Source organism: Pseudomonas sp. xss_4, assembly GCF_043104125.1.
GTDB lineage: Bacteria > Pseudomonadota > Gammaproteobacteria > Pseudomonadales > Pseudomonadaceae > Aquipseudomonas > Aquipseudomonas parafulva_B.
Window position 1 is genome coordinate 1 of the sequence record NZ_JBICKJ010000045.1, and the last position, 14,880, is coordinate 14,880.

At 62.9% G+C, this 14,880-nt stretch carries 13 protein-coding genes; 3 read left to right on the forward strand and 10 right to left on the reverse strand.

All coding sequences use genetic code 11. The features are described from left to right. Positions 1–170 precede the first annotated feature (170 nt). The 10 genes from ACF8GB_RS08775 to tkt form a co-directional block, all read right to left on the reverse strand. Positions 171–908, reverse strand: a complete 738-nt coding sequence (locus ACF8GB_RS08775; RefSeq protein ID WP_078477884.1) for an ABC transporter substrate-binding protein — start codon at positions 906–908, stop codon at positions 171–173. A gap of 145 nt (positions 909–1,053) precedes the next feature. Then, a complete protein-coding gene (locus tag ACF8GB_RS08780; protein WP_058638889.1) occupies positions 1,054–1,350 on the reverse strand; it encodes a helix-turn-helix domain-containing protein in 297 nt (98 codons plus the stop codon). Between the two features lie 11 nt (positions 1,351–1,361). Then, positions 1,362–1,862 (reverse strand): M48 family metallopeptidase, encoded by a 501-nt coding sequence (locus ACF8GB_RS08785; protein ID WP_058638888.1) that lies wholly within the window; start codon positions 1,860–1,862, stop codon positions 1,362–1,364. 31 nt (positions 1,863–1,893) lie between these two features. Continuing rightward, on the reverse strand, positions 1,894–4,029 hold the full coding sequence (locus ACF8GB_RS08790) for a putative bifunctional diguanylate cyclase/phosphodiesterase (protein WP_392526884.1): 2,136 nt from the start codon (positions 4,027–4,029) through the stop codon (positions 1,894–1,896). Between the two features lie 231 nt (positions 4,030–4,260). After that, on the reverse strand, positions 4,261–5,325 hold the full coding sequence (gene fba / locus ACF8GB_RS08795) for a class II fructose-bisphosphate aldolase (RefSeq protein WP_023533056.1): 1,065 nt from the start codon (positions 5,323–5,325) through the stop codon (positions 4,261–4,263). 118 nt (positions 5,326–5,443) lie between these two features. Beyond that, complete coding sequence (locus ACF8GB_RS08800; RefSeq protein ID WP_058638886.1) at positions 5,444–5,773, reverse strand: MliC family protein; 330 nt, start codon at positions 5,771–5,773, stop codon at positions 5,444–5,446. Between the two features lie 74 nt (positions 5,774–5,847). Continuing rightward, positions 5,848–6,099: a hypothetical protein gene (locus ACF8GB_RS08805; protein WP_058604036.1), complete on the reverse strand. Its 252-nt coding sequence runs from the start codon at positions 6,097–6,099 to the stop codon at positions 5,848–5,850. After that, positions 6,099–7,262, reverse strand: a complete 1,164-nt coding sequence (locus ACF8GB_RS08810; RefSeq protein ID WP_058604037.1) for a phosphoglycerate kinase — start codon at positions 7,260–7,262, stop codon at positions 6,099–6,101. The genes ACF8GB_RS08805 and ACF8GB_RS08810 overlap by 1 nt, the downstream gene beginning before the upstream one ends. Before the next feature lie 12 nt (positions 7,263–7,274). Further along, complete coding sequence (epd, locus tag ACF8GB_RS08815) at positions 7,275–8,336, reverse strand: erythrose-4-phosphate dehydrogenase (RefSeq protein WP_058604038.1); 1,062 nt, start codon at positions 8,334–8,336, stop codon at positions 7,275–7,277. A 184-nt stretch (positions 8,337–8,520) separates the two neighbouring features. Next, positions 8,521–10,518 (reverse strand): transketolase, encoded by a 1,998-nt coding sequence (tkt, locus tag ACF8GB_RS08820; RefSeq protein WP_392526887.1) that lies wholly within the window; start codon positions 10,516–10,518, stop codon positions 8,521–8,523. A 228-nt stretch (positions 10,519–10,746) separates the two neighbouring features. On the opposite strand from tkt, the gene ACF8GB_RS08825 reads away from it, so the two are divergent. From ACF8GB_RS08825 to ligB, 3 genes are all read left to right on the forward strand, one after another. Next, positions 10,747–11,739, forward strand: a complete 993-nt coding sequence (locus ACF8GB_RS08825) for a metalloregulator ArsR/SmtB family transcription factor (RefSeq protein ID WP_027914015.1) — start codon at positions 10,747–10,749, stop codon at positions 11,737–11,739. Positions 11,740–11,757: 18 nt separating this feature from the next. Beyond that, positions 11,758–12,948 (forward strand): methionine adenosyltransferase, encoded by a 1,191-nt coding sequence (metK, locus tag ACF8GB_RS08830; protein WP_023532964.1) that lies wholly within the window; start codon positions 11,758–11,760, stop codon positions 12,946–12,948. A gap of 143 nt (positions 12,949–13,091) precedes the next feature. Further along, entirely contained in the window at positions 13,092–14,789 is a 1,698-nt protein-coding gene (ligB, locus tag ACF8GB_RS08835) for an NAD-dependent DNA ligase LigB (protein ID WP_392526889.1), read from the forward strand. Positions 14,790–14,880: the final 91 nt, after the last annotated feature.

Consider the following 14,880-nt stretch of genomic DNA (forward strand, 5'->3'; position numbering starts at 1 on the left):
CGAGAAATCGATTGCCTTTGGATGCACCGACTTGCAGGCAAACGCGATCTTTGTAGGAGCGGCCCTTGTGCCGCGATGGGCCGCAGAGCGGCCCCCGGCACCATGAGCTGCGAAGCTGCAATCCTGAAGCCATTGCCAAGCCGGCGCATCGTAACGCCACCCCTGCTCGCCTAGAAACCATACTGATGCAGTAACCGTTCATAACTGCCATCGGCCTTCATGGCGGCGATGGCCGCGTCGAAGCGAGCGACGATCAATTGGTGATCCGGGTGCTTCAAGCTGACCAGAATGTGCAGCGGGTTTTCGCCCAGTGCAGGCTCCACCAGCTCCACCTTGTCACGCACATTGTCCGGCTCGCGCTGCAGGTGATAGCGGGCCACGTACTCGTCCTCCACGGCCAGGCTCACACGCCCTGCCGCCAGCATGCGCACGGCGGACGAAAATGTACTCACCGCTACCTTGTGCAAGCGGGTATTGCCGTCGAACGCGCTCGAGTAGGCGTAATCACGCACCACGGCGATGCTGTAGGGATACAGGTCCGAGATGTGCTCATAATGCAGGCCCGCACCCTTACGCTGCAGCAGGCGGATACGGTTGTTCAGGTAGGCGCTGGAAAAAAGTCCGATGCGCGCGCGCGATTCGTTGTGCCAGGCGTTGATCAGTATGTCGTAACGACCGTCCCCGACGCCTGCCAGGGCCCGAGCCCAGGGTGCCTCCTCGAAGCTGCTGCTGTACCCCGCCCGCGTCAGCGCCGTGGTCACGATGCTGATGGCCAGACCGCCGCCAGGCATACTGGCGTCGGTGAAGGGCGGCCAATGATCCGATACCAGGCGCAGCTTGCCGGAGGCGGCGGCCGGAGGCGCCATGACAGTGGCCAGTAACCCGAGAACACAAAGCATCAGCCGCATGCCCAAGCCCTTGCGCGGTGAAGAAACGTACACTGCGGGTGAGCTTACACAAAGGCTCTGGTCGGGGCAGCGGCCAATAGTGTCATCTAGCCTCTATTCTGGCCGAACCTACGGTTTTTATTGCAGTGGACTTAACGGGTACAGGTCAGGGATAACCCAGTACCTTGCGTATTTGATTCAGGTGACGCTCGATCCACTGCCGGTCGATGGCCCCCCAGTCCTTTATGCGGTAATGGCCTGCGTGATTGCGCGCGCCTTCTTGCTGCTCGAAGGTGCAGACGATGTCCAGATCGGCCAGCGCTGCAAGGGTGTCCTGGGCCGTGCGCCGGGGCATGCCCGTAGCCTCCATCAGCGCAGGCACGCTGGTAGCGGCCTGGCTGTCGATCAGCCAGGCGACATAAAGACGGCGGTAGAAACTGCTCTTGGTCTTGCTTACTTCCATGCTGCGGGTCCTCAAGCGTTACCCGGCAACTCCCGATAGGTCAGGTAGACGCGCAGGTCGAATTCCAGTTGATGGTAGTCCGGCTCCATGTGCTGACAGAGCTGGTAGAACGCCTTGTTGTGGTCACGCTCGCGCAAGTGGGCCAACTCATGCACCACGATCATGCGCAGAAACTGCGGCGCAGCCTCCTTGAACAGCGAGGCGATGCGGATTTCCTTCTTGGCCTTGAGTTTGCCGCCCTGCACGCGAGAGACGGCAGTGTTCAGGCCCAGCGCCCGGTGGGTCAGGTCCAGCCGGCTGTCGAACAGCACCTTGTCCAGTGGCGGTGCACTGCGCAGAAAACGCTGGCGCAGTTCCTGGGCGTAGCCGTACAAGGCCTTGTCGCTTTGTACCTCGTGGCGCTCGGGGTAGCGCTTGTGCAGGTATTCGCCAAGGCGGTCGCTGTCGATCATCTGCCGCACCTGTTGTTGCAGGTGCGGTGGGTAAGCTTGCAGGTAGCGTAGGACGGTCATGGCAGTACAGTCGGCGTAACGAACGCCAATTCTAACCCGCTGGCGGGGCAGGCCAGGGGAAAATTGCCGGGAAGTTGCCGGCATCGGCAGCTGTCATAGGGTGCGCTACCAAGAAGCCCTGAACGTATTGGCAGCCTGCGGCTTTGAGCCATTGAGCCTGGGCCTGGGTTTCCACGCCCTCGGCAATCACGGTGATCCCGTAATCGGCACACAGCCCGATGACGCTGCGTGCCAGCGCCGCATCGGCCGACGCCTCCGGCAGGCGCGCCACCAGGTGGCGATCGAGTTTCAGGGTATCGATGGGCAAATCGCGCAGCATACGCAGTGAGCAGTCACCGGCGCCGAAATCGTCCAGCGCCACACGTACACCCAGCGCGCGCAACCGGTCGACCTGCTTGACCGCCGCATCGATGTTGTACATGAGCGAGGTTTCGGCCACTTCCACTTCCAGGTGCGCTGGCTGCAGGCTATAGCGCTGGATGACCCGTTGCAGCTCCTCGACCAGGCTTGGCGAGACGAACTGGGCCCGGCTCAGGCTTATGCCCAACACAATGTCGGTCGCAAAGCATTGGTACCAGGCCTGGCGCTGGGCAGCACTCTGTCCGTAGATCCAGCCGGCCAGGCGGTTGATCAGCCGCGCTTCCTCGAGCAGGGGAATGAACAGGCCTGGCGGCACATCGCCAACGCTGGGGTGCTGCCAGCGTAGCAGGGCTTCGAAGCCGCGCAGGCGACCATCGGCGAAGGCCACTTGCGGCTGATACACCAAGGTAAAATCCTGCTGCTCGATGGCCGTACGCACGCCGTCTTCGAGCATCAGGCGGGAACGGGCGCGGCCATTGAGCTCCTGGTCGTAGAAGCGATACTGCTGGCGCCCTGCCTGCTTGGCAGCGTACATGGCCGCGTCGGCTGCGCGCAGCAAGCCTTCGACGTTGCCACCGCAGTCGGGGTAGGTAGCGATGCCGATGCTCACGCCCAGGCATACGTCCAGCCCATCGATCTGGTGGCTGATGGCAATGCGCTCGAGCAGCCGCTCGGCGTAGCGCCCGGCTTGCTCGGCATAGGGCAAGCCGTCGAACAGCGCGGTGAATTCGTCTCCGCCCATGCGTGCCAGCAGGGCTTCACTGCCCAGGCAATCCTTGAGCTGCTCGGCCACCCAGCACAATACCCGGTCACCTGCATCGTGGCCGAGGGAATCGTTGATACGCTTGAAGCCATCCAGGTCCATGTACATCAAGGCCTGCGCCCGGTCGGAGCGCTCATTGCGCAGCAATGCCCCTTCGGCCGCCTGGTAGAACCCACGGCGGTTAAGCAGGCCGGTAAGTGGGTCGGTAATGGCCTGGTATTCGAGCTGTTGGTGCAGGTTGTGCACCGCCGACATGTCCAGCACGGTCACCACCATCGCCTGCTGCTCGGCAGGCAGGGGCGCACAGGACAGGGCCACCGGCAGCAGCTCGCCGCTCGGGCGACGCAATTGGGCGTCGTGCAGGCGGTAGATGCGCCTGGCCAGGTAGCTTTGGTAAAACGCCGAATCCTGCCACGTACTCGGCGTGCTCAGCTGCAACAGCCCCAGCAGGTCGACGTTCTGCAACAGTTCGATAGGCGTTGCCAGCAGGGAACAGACAGCCGGGTTGGCGAAGCGGATGATGCCGCCTGCATCCACCACCACAATACCCTCGGCCGCATTGTCCAGAATGGATGCATTGAAGGCGCGGGCTTCGTCGAGTTCACGGGTCAGCGCCTGCAAACGCCGCCGATTGCGCTGCTGGTCGAGCAGGGCCTGAACCTTGGGCTTGAGAATCTGAGGGTCGAACGGCTTGAACATGTAGTCCACGGCGCCGTTGGCATAGCCTTTCAACACGGCGGCCTGGGACTGCTCGTTGGCTGTCAGGAAAATGATGGGCGTAAGCCGGGTTCGCTGGCTGCCACGCATCAGACGAGCGACTTCGAAGCCGTCCATCTCGGGCATATGCACATCGAGTAAAACCAGGTCGACATCGTTTTCCAACAACGCGCTCAGGGCTTCTCGGCCCGAACTTGCCGTCAGCACCTGCCAATCCTGGCGCGACAACAAGGCTTGCATACTGATGAGGTTCTCCGGGTAATCGTCGACTACCAGAAGCACCGAGCTGCCATCCTGTGGCATGAGTTGAAGGTGAGCGCCATCCATGCTGCATCTCTGTTATATGACCGACTACAAACTGGCCGTTGGATCCAGTTTTACCCCAGGCATGAGCTGATAGCACGCATCACACGCCAAAACCATCAGTCACTGACTGAAGGTAGCCGACCGATAGCGGTTTCGCTGACATTCTGTGATACGCAACGGCAGATCGGTTTCGCAGCCACTGCCAGAAACGAAAAACCCGCATCGCTGCGGGTTTATTCGAGGCCGGGTGGCTTAGTTGACCTTTGCAGCCAACTCGCCTTTAGCGTAGCGCTGGAACATGCCTTCCAGGGAGATCGGCTTGATCTTCGAGGCATGGCCGGCAGTGCCGAATGCTTCGTAACGGGCGATGCACACGTCGCGCATGGCTTTTACGGTTTCAGCGAAGAACTTGCGCGGGTCGAACTCGCTTGGGTTCATGGCCATGTGACGACGGATGGCACCGGTGGACGCCAGACGCAGGTCGGTGTCGATGTTGACCTTGCGCACGCCGTACTTGATGCCTTCGACGATTTCCTCGACCGGCACACCGTAGGTTTCCTTGATGTCGCCGCCGTACTGGTTGATGATCGCCAGCCACTCCTGCGGTACCGAGGAAGAGCCGTGCATCACCAGGTGGGTGTCGGGGATGCGCTTGTGGATTTCCTTGATGCGGTCGATGGCCAGCACGTCACCGGTAGGCGGCTTGGTGAACTTGTACGCACCATGGCTGGTGCCGATGGCGATGGCCAGGGCATCGACCTGGGTCTTCTTGACGAAGTCGGCCGCTTCTTCAGGGTCGGTCAGCATCTGGCTGTGGTCGAGCACGCCTTCGGCACCGATACCGTCTTCTTCACCGGCCATGCCGGTTTCCAGCGAGCCCAGGCAACCCAGTTCGCCTTCTACCGACACACCACAGGCATGGGCCATGGCAACGGTCTGCTGGGTGACGCGCACGTTGTATTCGTAGTCGGTCGGGGTCTTGCCGTCTTCGCCGAGCGAGCCGTCCATCATGACCGAGCTGAAGCCCAGCTGGATGGAACGCTGGCAGACATCCGGGCTGGTGCCGTGATCCTGGTGCATGCACACCGGGATATGCGGGAATTCTTCGATGGCCGCCAGGATCAGGTGGCGCAGGAACGGCGCACCCGCGTACTTGCGCGCACCGGCCGAGGCCTGGACGATCACAGGGGAGTCGGTCTTGTCAGCCGCTTCCATGATGGCGCGCATCTGCTCGAGGTTGTTGACGTTGAAAGCCGGTACGCCGTAACCGAACTCGGCGGCGTGGTCCAGCATCTGGCGCATGCTAATGAGTGCCATTGTGTATCTCTCTCCCGACAAGCGTCGTTGTTTCGTGCAAGCCTGCCGCAGGGGCGGTTGCTGTTCAAGTAGTGTGGGCCACCTAGGCTTTTCACACAGAGCCTAGCGGCCCGGCCAGTCACGGTGCCTTGCAGCCCCGCCCTATCAGATCGTTGGTCGCCACCCAGTACACCAGGCCTTCCTCACCCTGGGTGTGGAACGCCAGCATGCCGTCGCTGTACAGCGCGCCGGACGCGCCGGGCTCGGCCTTGAGCCGGTACACCTGGTCGCCGCCACCAAGACGCACGTCGACCTGGTCCCGCTGCGGGTCGGCAAACCGCCACAGCACTTCGGCCTGGGTGTCGCAGACCCAGCGGGTCCAGTTGTCCGCCGGCGCGGTCTGCGCCGGCTGCAGCAGTGAACATCCTGCCAGTGTCGCCAGGGCCATTACGGCCAAGAGCGCTTTCATTCAATTACCTCGATGGGCAGCACACGGCCCTTCTCCAAGACCACAAACCGGCCTGCAGGTTGCCGGCGGCCCGATCAAGGGCAGCCTGGCGCCTTGCGCTGGTGCTCTTCGTCGTACTTTTCCAGGCCTTCCGGGCCTACGCGCTTGCTGATCACCGGCACGGTTTCGGCTTGCCATTCGGACTGATAGCACCCGCCCTTGGGCGGTTGCGCCGGGTCGTCCTGGGCATCCGGGCTGCCGGCGCAGGCGCTCAGCAGCCCGGCCAGCAGCAACACAGGCAACTGCTTGGCCACCAGGCCACTCCTTTTGCCAGGCGCCGTGTTCATCAGGCTTTGGCCCGCTCTTCGAGCATGGCCACCGCTGGCAGGACTTTGCCTTCGACGAATTCGAGGAAGGCGCCGCCACCGGTAGAAATGTAGGAGATATCCTGGCTGACGCCATATTTGTCGATGGCCGCCAGGGTATCACCGCCACCGGCAATGGAGAACGCGGCGCTGTCGGCGATCGCCTTGGCCAGCACCTGGGTGCCATTGCCGAACTGATCGAACTCGAATACGCCGACCGGGCCATTCCACAGGATGGTCTTGGAGGACTTGAGCAAGTCGGCGAACTGGGCGGCGGTCTGCGGGCCGATGTCCAGGATCATGTCGTCGGCAGCGACATCGGCAATGGCCTTGACGGTGGCTTCGGCGTCTTCGGCAAAGGCCTTGGCAACCACCACATCGACAGGCAGCGGCACGCTGACCTTGGCGGCAATGGCCTTGGCCGTTTCGACCAGATCAGGCTCGTACAGCGACTTACCGACCGGGTGCCCGGCAGCCGCCAGGAAGGTGTTGGCGATGCCGCCACCGACGATCAGCTGATCGCATACCGAGCTCAGGCTGTTGAGCACGTCCAGCTTGGTGGAAACCTTGGAACCGGCAACGATGGCGGCCATTGGCTTGGCCGGGGCCTTCAGCGCCTTGCCCAGGGCATCCAGCTCAGCTGCCAGCAACGGGCCAGCCGCCGCGACCTTGGCGAACTTGGCAACGCCATGGGTAGAACCCTCGGCGCGGTGCGCCGTGCCGAAGGCGTCCATCACGAACACGTCGCACAATGCCGCGTACTGCTGGGCCAGCTCATCGGCGTTCTTCTTCTCGCCCTTGTTGAAGCGCACGTTCTCGAACAGCACCAGCTCGCCGGCCTTGATCTCGACGCCATCGAGGTAGTCACCCACCAGTGGTACGTCGCGGCCCAGCGCCTGGCTCAAGTACTGGGCAACCGGCTTGAGGCTGTTTTCGGCAGAGAATTCACCTTCGGTGGGGCGGCCCAGGTGCGAGCAGACCATCACCGCCGCGCCCTTTTCCAAGGCCAGCTTGATGGTCGGCAGCGCCGCCTGGATGCGCGCATCGCTGGTCACCACACCGTCCTTGACAGGCACGTTCAGGTCTTCGCGAATCAGTACGCGCTTACCTTGCAGGTCGAGGTCGGTCATCTTCAACACGGTCATGAATGCGGTCCTTCAGGGCTGTTTGTTGCGGTTTGGGTGGACGACGTGCAGAAAATGTCCGGCGACGTCGAGCATACGGTTTGCAAACCCCCATTCGTTGTCGAACCAGGCCAGCAGGTTGACCAGGCGCGGGCCTGATACACGGGTCTGGCTGGCATCGACGATGGCCGAATGCGGGTCGTGGTTGAAATCACAACTGGCGTGGGGCAGCTCAGTATAGGCCAGCAGGCCTTTGAGCGGCCCGGTCAGCGCGGCCTCGCGCAGCACCCTGTTGACCTCGGCTGCGGTGGTGTCGCGAGCGGTCTGCAAGGTGATGTCCAGGCACGAGACGTTGACCGTCGGCACGCGTACCGCTTTGGCCTGGATTCGCCCGGCAAGTTCCGGGAGCAGGCGCTCGATGCCGCGCGCAAGCCCGGTGGACACCGGAATCACCGACTGGAACGCCGAACGGGTACGGCGCAGGTCTTCATGGTGATAGGCGTCGATCACCGGCTGATCGTTCATGGCCGAGTGAATGGTGGTGATCTGTACGTAGTCGATGCCAAATGCCTGATCCAGCACCCTCAGCAGCGGTACACCGCAGTTGGTGGTGCACGAAGCATTGGAGACTAGGCGCTCAGTGCCGGTCAGGCAATCCTGGTTGATACCGTAGACCACCGTGGCATCGACGTCGGCCTCGCTGGCCATGGGCTGGGAAAACAGCACCCGTGGCGCACCCGCCTCAAGAAAGCGCTGGCCATCGGCACGGGTGTTGTAGGCCCCGGAACACTCCAGGACCAGGTCCACGTCCAGGGCTGCCCAGTCGATGCCTTCGGGCGTGGCGCTGCGCATCACCTTTACGCAATCGCCATTGATATGCAGGCAATCGCCATCGACCTTGACCTCGCCGGGAAAGCGCCCGTGGGTGGAGTCGAAGCGGGTGAGGTATTCCAGGCTGGCCTGGTCGGCCAGGTCGTTGAGTGCGACGATCTCGAAATCGGCCCTGCTGCCCCGCTCGAACAGCGCGCGCAGAACACAGCGGCCGATACGGCCATAACCGTTGAGTGCAACTTTATAGGGACGCAAGTGGGACATTCGTTGACTCGCTAAGCGTGATGGCTTCGAGGCCGCATGGCGGCCTATCGCGGCACAAGGCCGCTTCCACAGGTACCACGCCGTTGCTGGCAGGGTAGTACCTGTGGAAGCGGCCTCATGGCGCGATGGAGGGCGACGCCCTCCCCTCGCACGACCAGGAGGGCATCCTGCCCTCCCTGATACATCAGTCTTCCAGCAGCTCTTCGGCAGTACCCAGGATGTTCTCCAGGGTGAAGCCGAATTCTTCGAACAGTGCCGAAGCCGGCGCCGACTCACCGTAGGTGGTCATGCCGATGACGCGGCCTTCGAGGCCGACGTACTTGTACCAGAAGTCCGCATGGGCCGCTTCGATGGCGATACGGGCGCTGACTTCCAACGGCAACACCGACTGCTTGTAGGCAGCATCCTGGGCATCGAACACGCTGGTCGACGGCATGGACACCAGGCGCACGTTGCGGCCCTGCTCGGTCAGCTTGTCGTAGGCCTGAACGGCCAGGCCCACTTCCGAGCCGGTGGCGATCAGGATCAGCTCCGGCTCGCCCGCGCAATCCTTGAGCACGTAGCCGCCACGGCTGATGGCAGCGAGCTGCTGCGCATCGCGAGCCTGGTGCTGCAGGTTCTGGCGCGAGAAGATCAGCGCCGATGGGCCATCCTTGCGCTCCAGGGCGTTCTTCCAGGCCACGGCCGACTCCACGGCATCTGCGGGGCGCCAGGTGTCCAGGTTCGGCGTGGTGCGCAGGCTGGTCAGCTGCTCGATCGGCTGGTGGGTCGGGCCGTCTTCGCCCAGGCCAATGGAGTCGTGGGTGTAGACGTGGATAACGCGCTGTTTCATCAACGCCGACATGCGCACGGCATTGCGGGCATATTCCATGAACATCAGGAAAGTCGCGCCGTAAGGCACCAGACCGCCGTGCAGTGCCACGCCGTTCATGATGGCGGTCATGCCGAACTCACGTACGCCGTAGAACACGTAGTTACCGCTGGCGTCGCCGGCTTCCACACCCTTGCAACCCTTCCACAGGGTCAGGTTGGAACCGGCCAGGTCCGCCGAGCCGCCAAGGAATTCAGGCAACATCGGGCCATAGGCGTTCAGGGCATTCTGGCTGGCCTTGCGGCTGGCGATGGTTTCGCCCTTGGCCGCCACTTCCTCGATGTAGGCCTGGGCCTTTTCGCTGAAATCGGCAGGCAGGTCACCGGCCATGCGGCGCTTGAACTCTGCGGCCAGCTCCGGATGAGCCTGGGCGTAGGCCTCGAAACGCTGGTTCCACTCGGCTTCGGCCTTGGCACCGGCTTGCTTGGCGTCCCACTCGGCATAGATGTCGGCAGGGATTTCGAACGGGCCGTGGTTCCAGCCCAATGCCTGACGGGTCAGGGCAATTTCGTCGTTGCCCAGCGGCGCGCCGTGGGACTCTTCCTTGCCCTGCTTGTTCGGCGAACCGAAACCGATGGTGGTCTTGCAGCAGATCAGGGTCGGACGGTCGCTCTTGCGGGCGGTCTCGATGGCCGTCTTGATCTCTTCGGCGTCGTGGCCGTTGACGTTGCGGATCACCTGCCAGTTGTAGGCTTCAAAGCGCGCCGGGGTATTGTCGGTGAACCAGCCATGCACTTCGCCGTCGATGGAAATGCCGTTGTCGTCGTAGAAGGCGATCAGCTTGTTCAGCCCCAGGGTGCCGGCCAGTGAGGCCACTTCGTGGGAGATGCCTTCCATCATGCAGCCATCGCCCAGGAACACGTAGGTGTTGTGGTCGACGATGGTGTGGCCGTCACGGTTGAACTGGGCCGCCATGACCTTTTCGGCCAGGGCGAAGCCCACGGCGTTGGCGATGCCTTGCCCGAGCGGGCCGGTGGTGGTTTCCACCCCGGGGGTGTAACCGTGCTCCGGGTGGCCCGGGGTACGGCTGTGCAGTTGACGGAAGCCCTTGAGGTCGTCGATCGACAGGTCGTAGCCAGTCAGGTGCAGCAGCGAGTAGATGAGCATCGAACCGTGGCCGTTGGACAGCACGAAGCGGTCGCGATCGGGAAATGCCGGGTTGCTCGGGTTGTGCTTGAGGTAGTCGCGCCAAAGAACTTCGGCGATATCCGCCATGCCCATGGGGGCACCGGGGTGGCCGCTGTTGGCCTTTTGCACGGCATCCATGCTAAGGGCACGAATGGCGTTGGCACGTTCACGACGGCTGGGCATCGCTGATCTCCTGGGGGCTTGAAATAGGTGGTAGTACGAAAAAGGCGGCCATTTTCGCCCACTGGGGCGCTTGGGGCAAACATTTAAGCAGCAGTCGGCGTGCATTGGTCCGATGATCGGCGCAATGGCAAGGCCAGGGTGAGGGTGATCGGGTAGCAGGCCTGCAATATCAAAACTTTTTGATATAGGCCTTGCTAGGGCAACGATGCCTGTCTAGACTCCCGCACCATGAACCTTCGTGCGCAAGCGATCCCGGAACAACGCGAGGCACTGGCCGCCCTGTGCAAGGCCAGTGGCGACGAGTTGCGCCTGAATGTACTGCGCGCCCTGGCCAACGATTCCTTCGGCGTGCTGGAGCTGGCGCAGATCTTCGACATCGGTCAGTCGGGCATGAGCCACCACCTCAAGGTGCTGGCCCAGGCCGACCTGGTCGCCACCCGTCGGGAAGGCAACGCCATTTTCTATCGCCGTGCCCTGCCCGATAGCCTGCGCTTGGGCGGGCGCTTGCATGCCGCGTTGCTCGACGAGGTCGATGACCTGGCCTTGCCCGCTGAGGTGCAGGGCCGCATCGCCCAGGTGCAGCAGCGCCGCGCAGCAACCAGCCAGGACTTCTTCCTGCGTGTGGAAGAACGCTTTCGCGCCCAGCAGGACCTGATCGCAGGCTTGCCGCAATACCGCGAGAGCCTGCTGGCGCTGCTCGACAAACTGCATTTCGACCCAAGCGCCAGCGCGCTTGAAGTCGGCCCCGGCGATGGCGGGTTCCTGCCGGACCTGGCTCGGCGCTTTGCCCAGGTCACGGCGCTGGACAACAGCCCGACCATGCTCGAACTCGCCCGCCAGGTCTGCCAGCGCGAAGGGCTGGACAATGTGAACCTGCAGTTGGCCGATGCACTGGGTGCAACGGATGTGGTCGCTGACTGCGTTGTGCTGAACATGGTCTTGCACCATTTCAGCGACCCGGCCCTGGCGTTGTGCCAGCTGGCCAAACGGGTGAAAGCAGGCGGCAGCCTGCTGATCACCGAGTTGTGCAGCCATGACCAGGGGTGGGCGCGGGAAGCCTGCGGCGACCTGTGGCTCGGCTTCGAACAGGACGACTTGGCCCGCTGGGCCAACGCGGCAGGCCTGTCCCACGGGGATAGCCTGTACGTAGGCCTGCGTAACGGTTTCCAGATCCAGGTCCGCCATTTCCAGCGGACGGCTGGCGACATACACCATCGGTAAATTTCAGGAACCTTCGAGATGAGCGAATACTCCCTTTTCACCTCCGAGTCCGTGTCCGAAGGGCATCCGGATAAAATCGCCGACCAGATTTCTGACGCCGTGCTGGATGCGATCATCGCCCAGGACAAGTACGCCCGCGTCGCCTGTGAAACGCTGGTCAAGACCGGCGTGGCGATCATTGCCGGCGAGGTGAGCACCTCGGCCTGGGTCGACCTCGAGGACCTGGTACGCAAGGTCATCATCGACATCGGCTACAACAGCTCGGACGTAGGCTTCGACGGTGCCACCTGCGCCGTGATGAACATCATCGGCAAGCAGTCGGTGGACATCGCCCAGGGCGTCGACCGTTCCAAGCCAGAAGACCAGGGCGCCGGTGACCAGGGCCTGATGTTCGGCTACGCCAGCAACGAGACAGAAGTGCTGATGCCAGCGCCGATCTGCTTCTCGCACCGCCTGGTCGAACGCCAGGCCGAAGCACGCAAGTCTGGCCTGCTGCCCTGGCTGCGCCCGGATGCCAAGTCGCAGGTCACCTGCCGCTACGAAGGTGGCAAGGTCGTGGGCATCGATGCGGTGGTCCTGTCCACCCAGCATAACCCTGAGGTATCGCAGAAAGACCTGCAGGAAGCGGTCATGGAACTGATCGTCAAGCACACGCTGCCTGCCGAGCTGCTGCACAAGGGTACCCAGTACCACATCAACCCGACCGGCAACTTCATCATCGGCGGCCCGGTCGGTGACTGCGGTCTGACCGGTCGCAAGATCATCGTCGACTCCTACGGCGGCATGGCCCGCCACGGTGGCGGCGCGTTCTCGGGCAAGGACCCGTCCAAGGTCGACCGTTCCGCCGCCTATGCCGGCCGCTACGTAGCCAAGAACATCGTCGCCGCCGGCCTGGCCGAGCGCTGCGAGATCCAGGTCTCGTATGCCATCGGCGTGGCCCAGCCGACTTCCATCTCGATCAACACCTTTGGCACCGGCAAAGTGTCGGACGAGAAGATCATCCAGCTGGTGCGCGAGTGCTTCGACCTGCGTCCATATGCCATCACCACCATGCTCGACCTGCTGCACCCGATGTACCAGGAAACCGCTGCCTACGGCCACTTCGGCCGCACCCCGCAACAAAAAACAGTGGGTGACGACACCTTCACCACCTTCACCTGGGAACGCACCGACCGCGCTGAAGCGCTGCGTGACGCTGCCGGCCTGTAATTTCCTACAGCGCTGAGCGAAAGCCCCTGCCGAGCAATCGGCAGGGGCTTTTTTGTGACATATCGCCTGACAAACCGCCCGAGGCGAACACCGTGAAAAACCCATAGGCTCGGCACATCCTCAGCCACGCAAGGAAGCGGGCCATGCCAATCGTATTGCTGCTGATCATGGTGGTGTTCCACCTGCCGCCGACCTGGGCCAACCCGTGCCCGGATTGGACACCGTCGCGCTCACACGCTGAGATCGCCCAGCTGAGCGCCACGCTCGCGCACTGGGACGAACGTTATCACCGTGACGGCGTGGCACTGGTGGCCGATGAGCTGTATGACCAGAGCCGCGATCACCTGGCCATGCTGCAACGCTGCGTTGGCCTTGCGACCCAGGCCTCGCCGCTGGCCAGCGCAGGTGGCCCAGTCGTCCATCCCGTGCCGCACACCGGCGTGCAGAAGCTGGCCGACTTCCAGCGTGTTGCCGGCTGGATGGCTGGCAAGACTGACCTATGGATACAGCCAAAGGTCGATGGCGTGGCCGTTTCACTGATCTACCGCCAAGGCCGGCTGACCCAGTTGATCAGCCGAGGCGACGGGGTCCAGGGACACGATTGGAGCCGCCACATCCCACAACTCGGACGGATTGTCCGGCGACTGCCCCACCCGCTCGATCTGTCGCTTCAAGGCGAGCTCTACTTGCGCCTTGAGGGCCACATACAGGCAAGCGCAGGGGGTATAAATGCCCGTGGCACGGTCGCCGGCCTGCTTGCTCGCCACCAAATCGACGAGGAACAAGGCACGCGCATCGGTCTGTTCGTGTGGGATTGGCCCAAGGGGCCTGAGCAGCAAACCGAGCGCCTGTCGCAGCTGGTCCAGTTAGGTTTTGCGGACAGTCAGCATTACAGCGTTGCGATCAATACCCCCGAAGAAGCTGCCCGGTGGCGGGACCACTGGTTCAGCACGCCGCTACCCTTCGCCAGCGACGGGGTGATCCTGCGCCAGGGCAAACGCCCGCCCGCCCAACGTTGGCAGGCCAAGGCGCCGTACTGGATCGCAGCCTGGAAATACCCCTACGCACGAAAGTTGGCGCAGGTGCGCGATGTGCGCTTCCAGGTCGGCCGTACTGGCAAGGTTACCCCCATCGTTCACCTCGAGCCGGTCACCCTCGATGACCGACGCGTGACCCGTATCAGCCTGGGTTCGCTGTCACGCTGGCAGGCATTGGACGTTCGGCCAGGCGACCAGATAGCCATTAGCCTGGCGGGGCTGACCATCCCCCGTTTCGAGCAGATCGTGCATTACTCGGTCGAACGCCAGCCAGTCAACGCACCTGCAGTCGACCAACACCATGCCCATAGCTGCTGGCGTGCTGGAGAAAGCTGCAATGAGCAGTTCATCGCCCGCCTCAGCTGGCTGGCCGGCAAACAGGGCCTGGCCCTGCCTGGGATGGGCCCAGGGACCTGGCGGCGCCTGATCGAGGCAGGCCTGGTGTCGACGATGACCGACTGGCTGGAGCTCGATGAGGGGCGCCTGCAACAGGTGCCAGGCATCAGCACCCTGAGGGCAGCCCAATTGCTAGCCGCCTTCGAGCAGGCCCGCTCGCGCCCATTTTCCCAATGGGTTCGCGGTATAGGAGCACCCATTGGCAAAGGTGTGCTGCTGCCCGGTGACTGGCCGACAGTGGTTGCCCAGACGCACGTGCAGTGGCAAGCCCAGCCTGGCATCGGCTCGAAAAGGGCGGACGAACTTGCGCGATTCTTCGCCAGCGCCGAGGTGCAAGCCATTGCAGCCCATCTGGCCGGGCAGGCTGTAGACGGGTTCTCGGAGCAGCCGCTCAGGCCTGAGCAATGATTATTTACCAAAAAAACTGTAGGAAAAGCCGGAGATTTAGCGGCCCAGCTTTATCAAGGGTTTCTAAATAGCCAAAACCAAGGCAGGATTT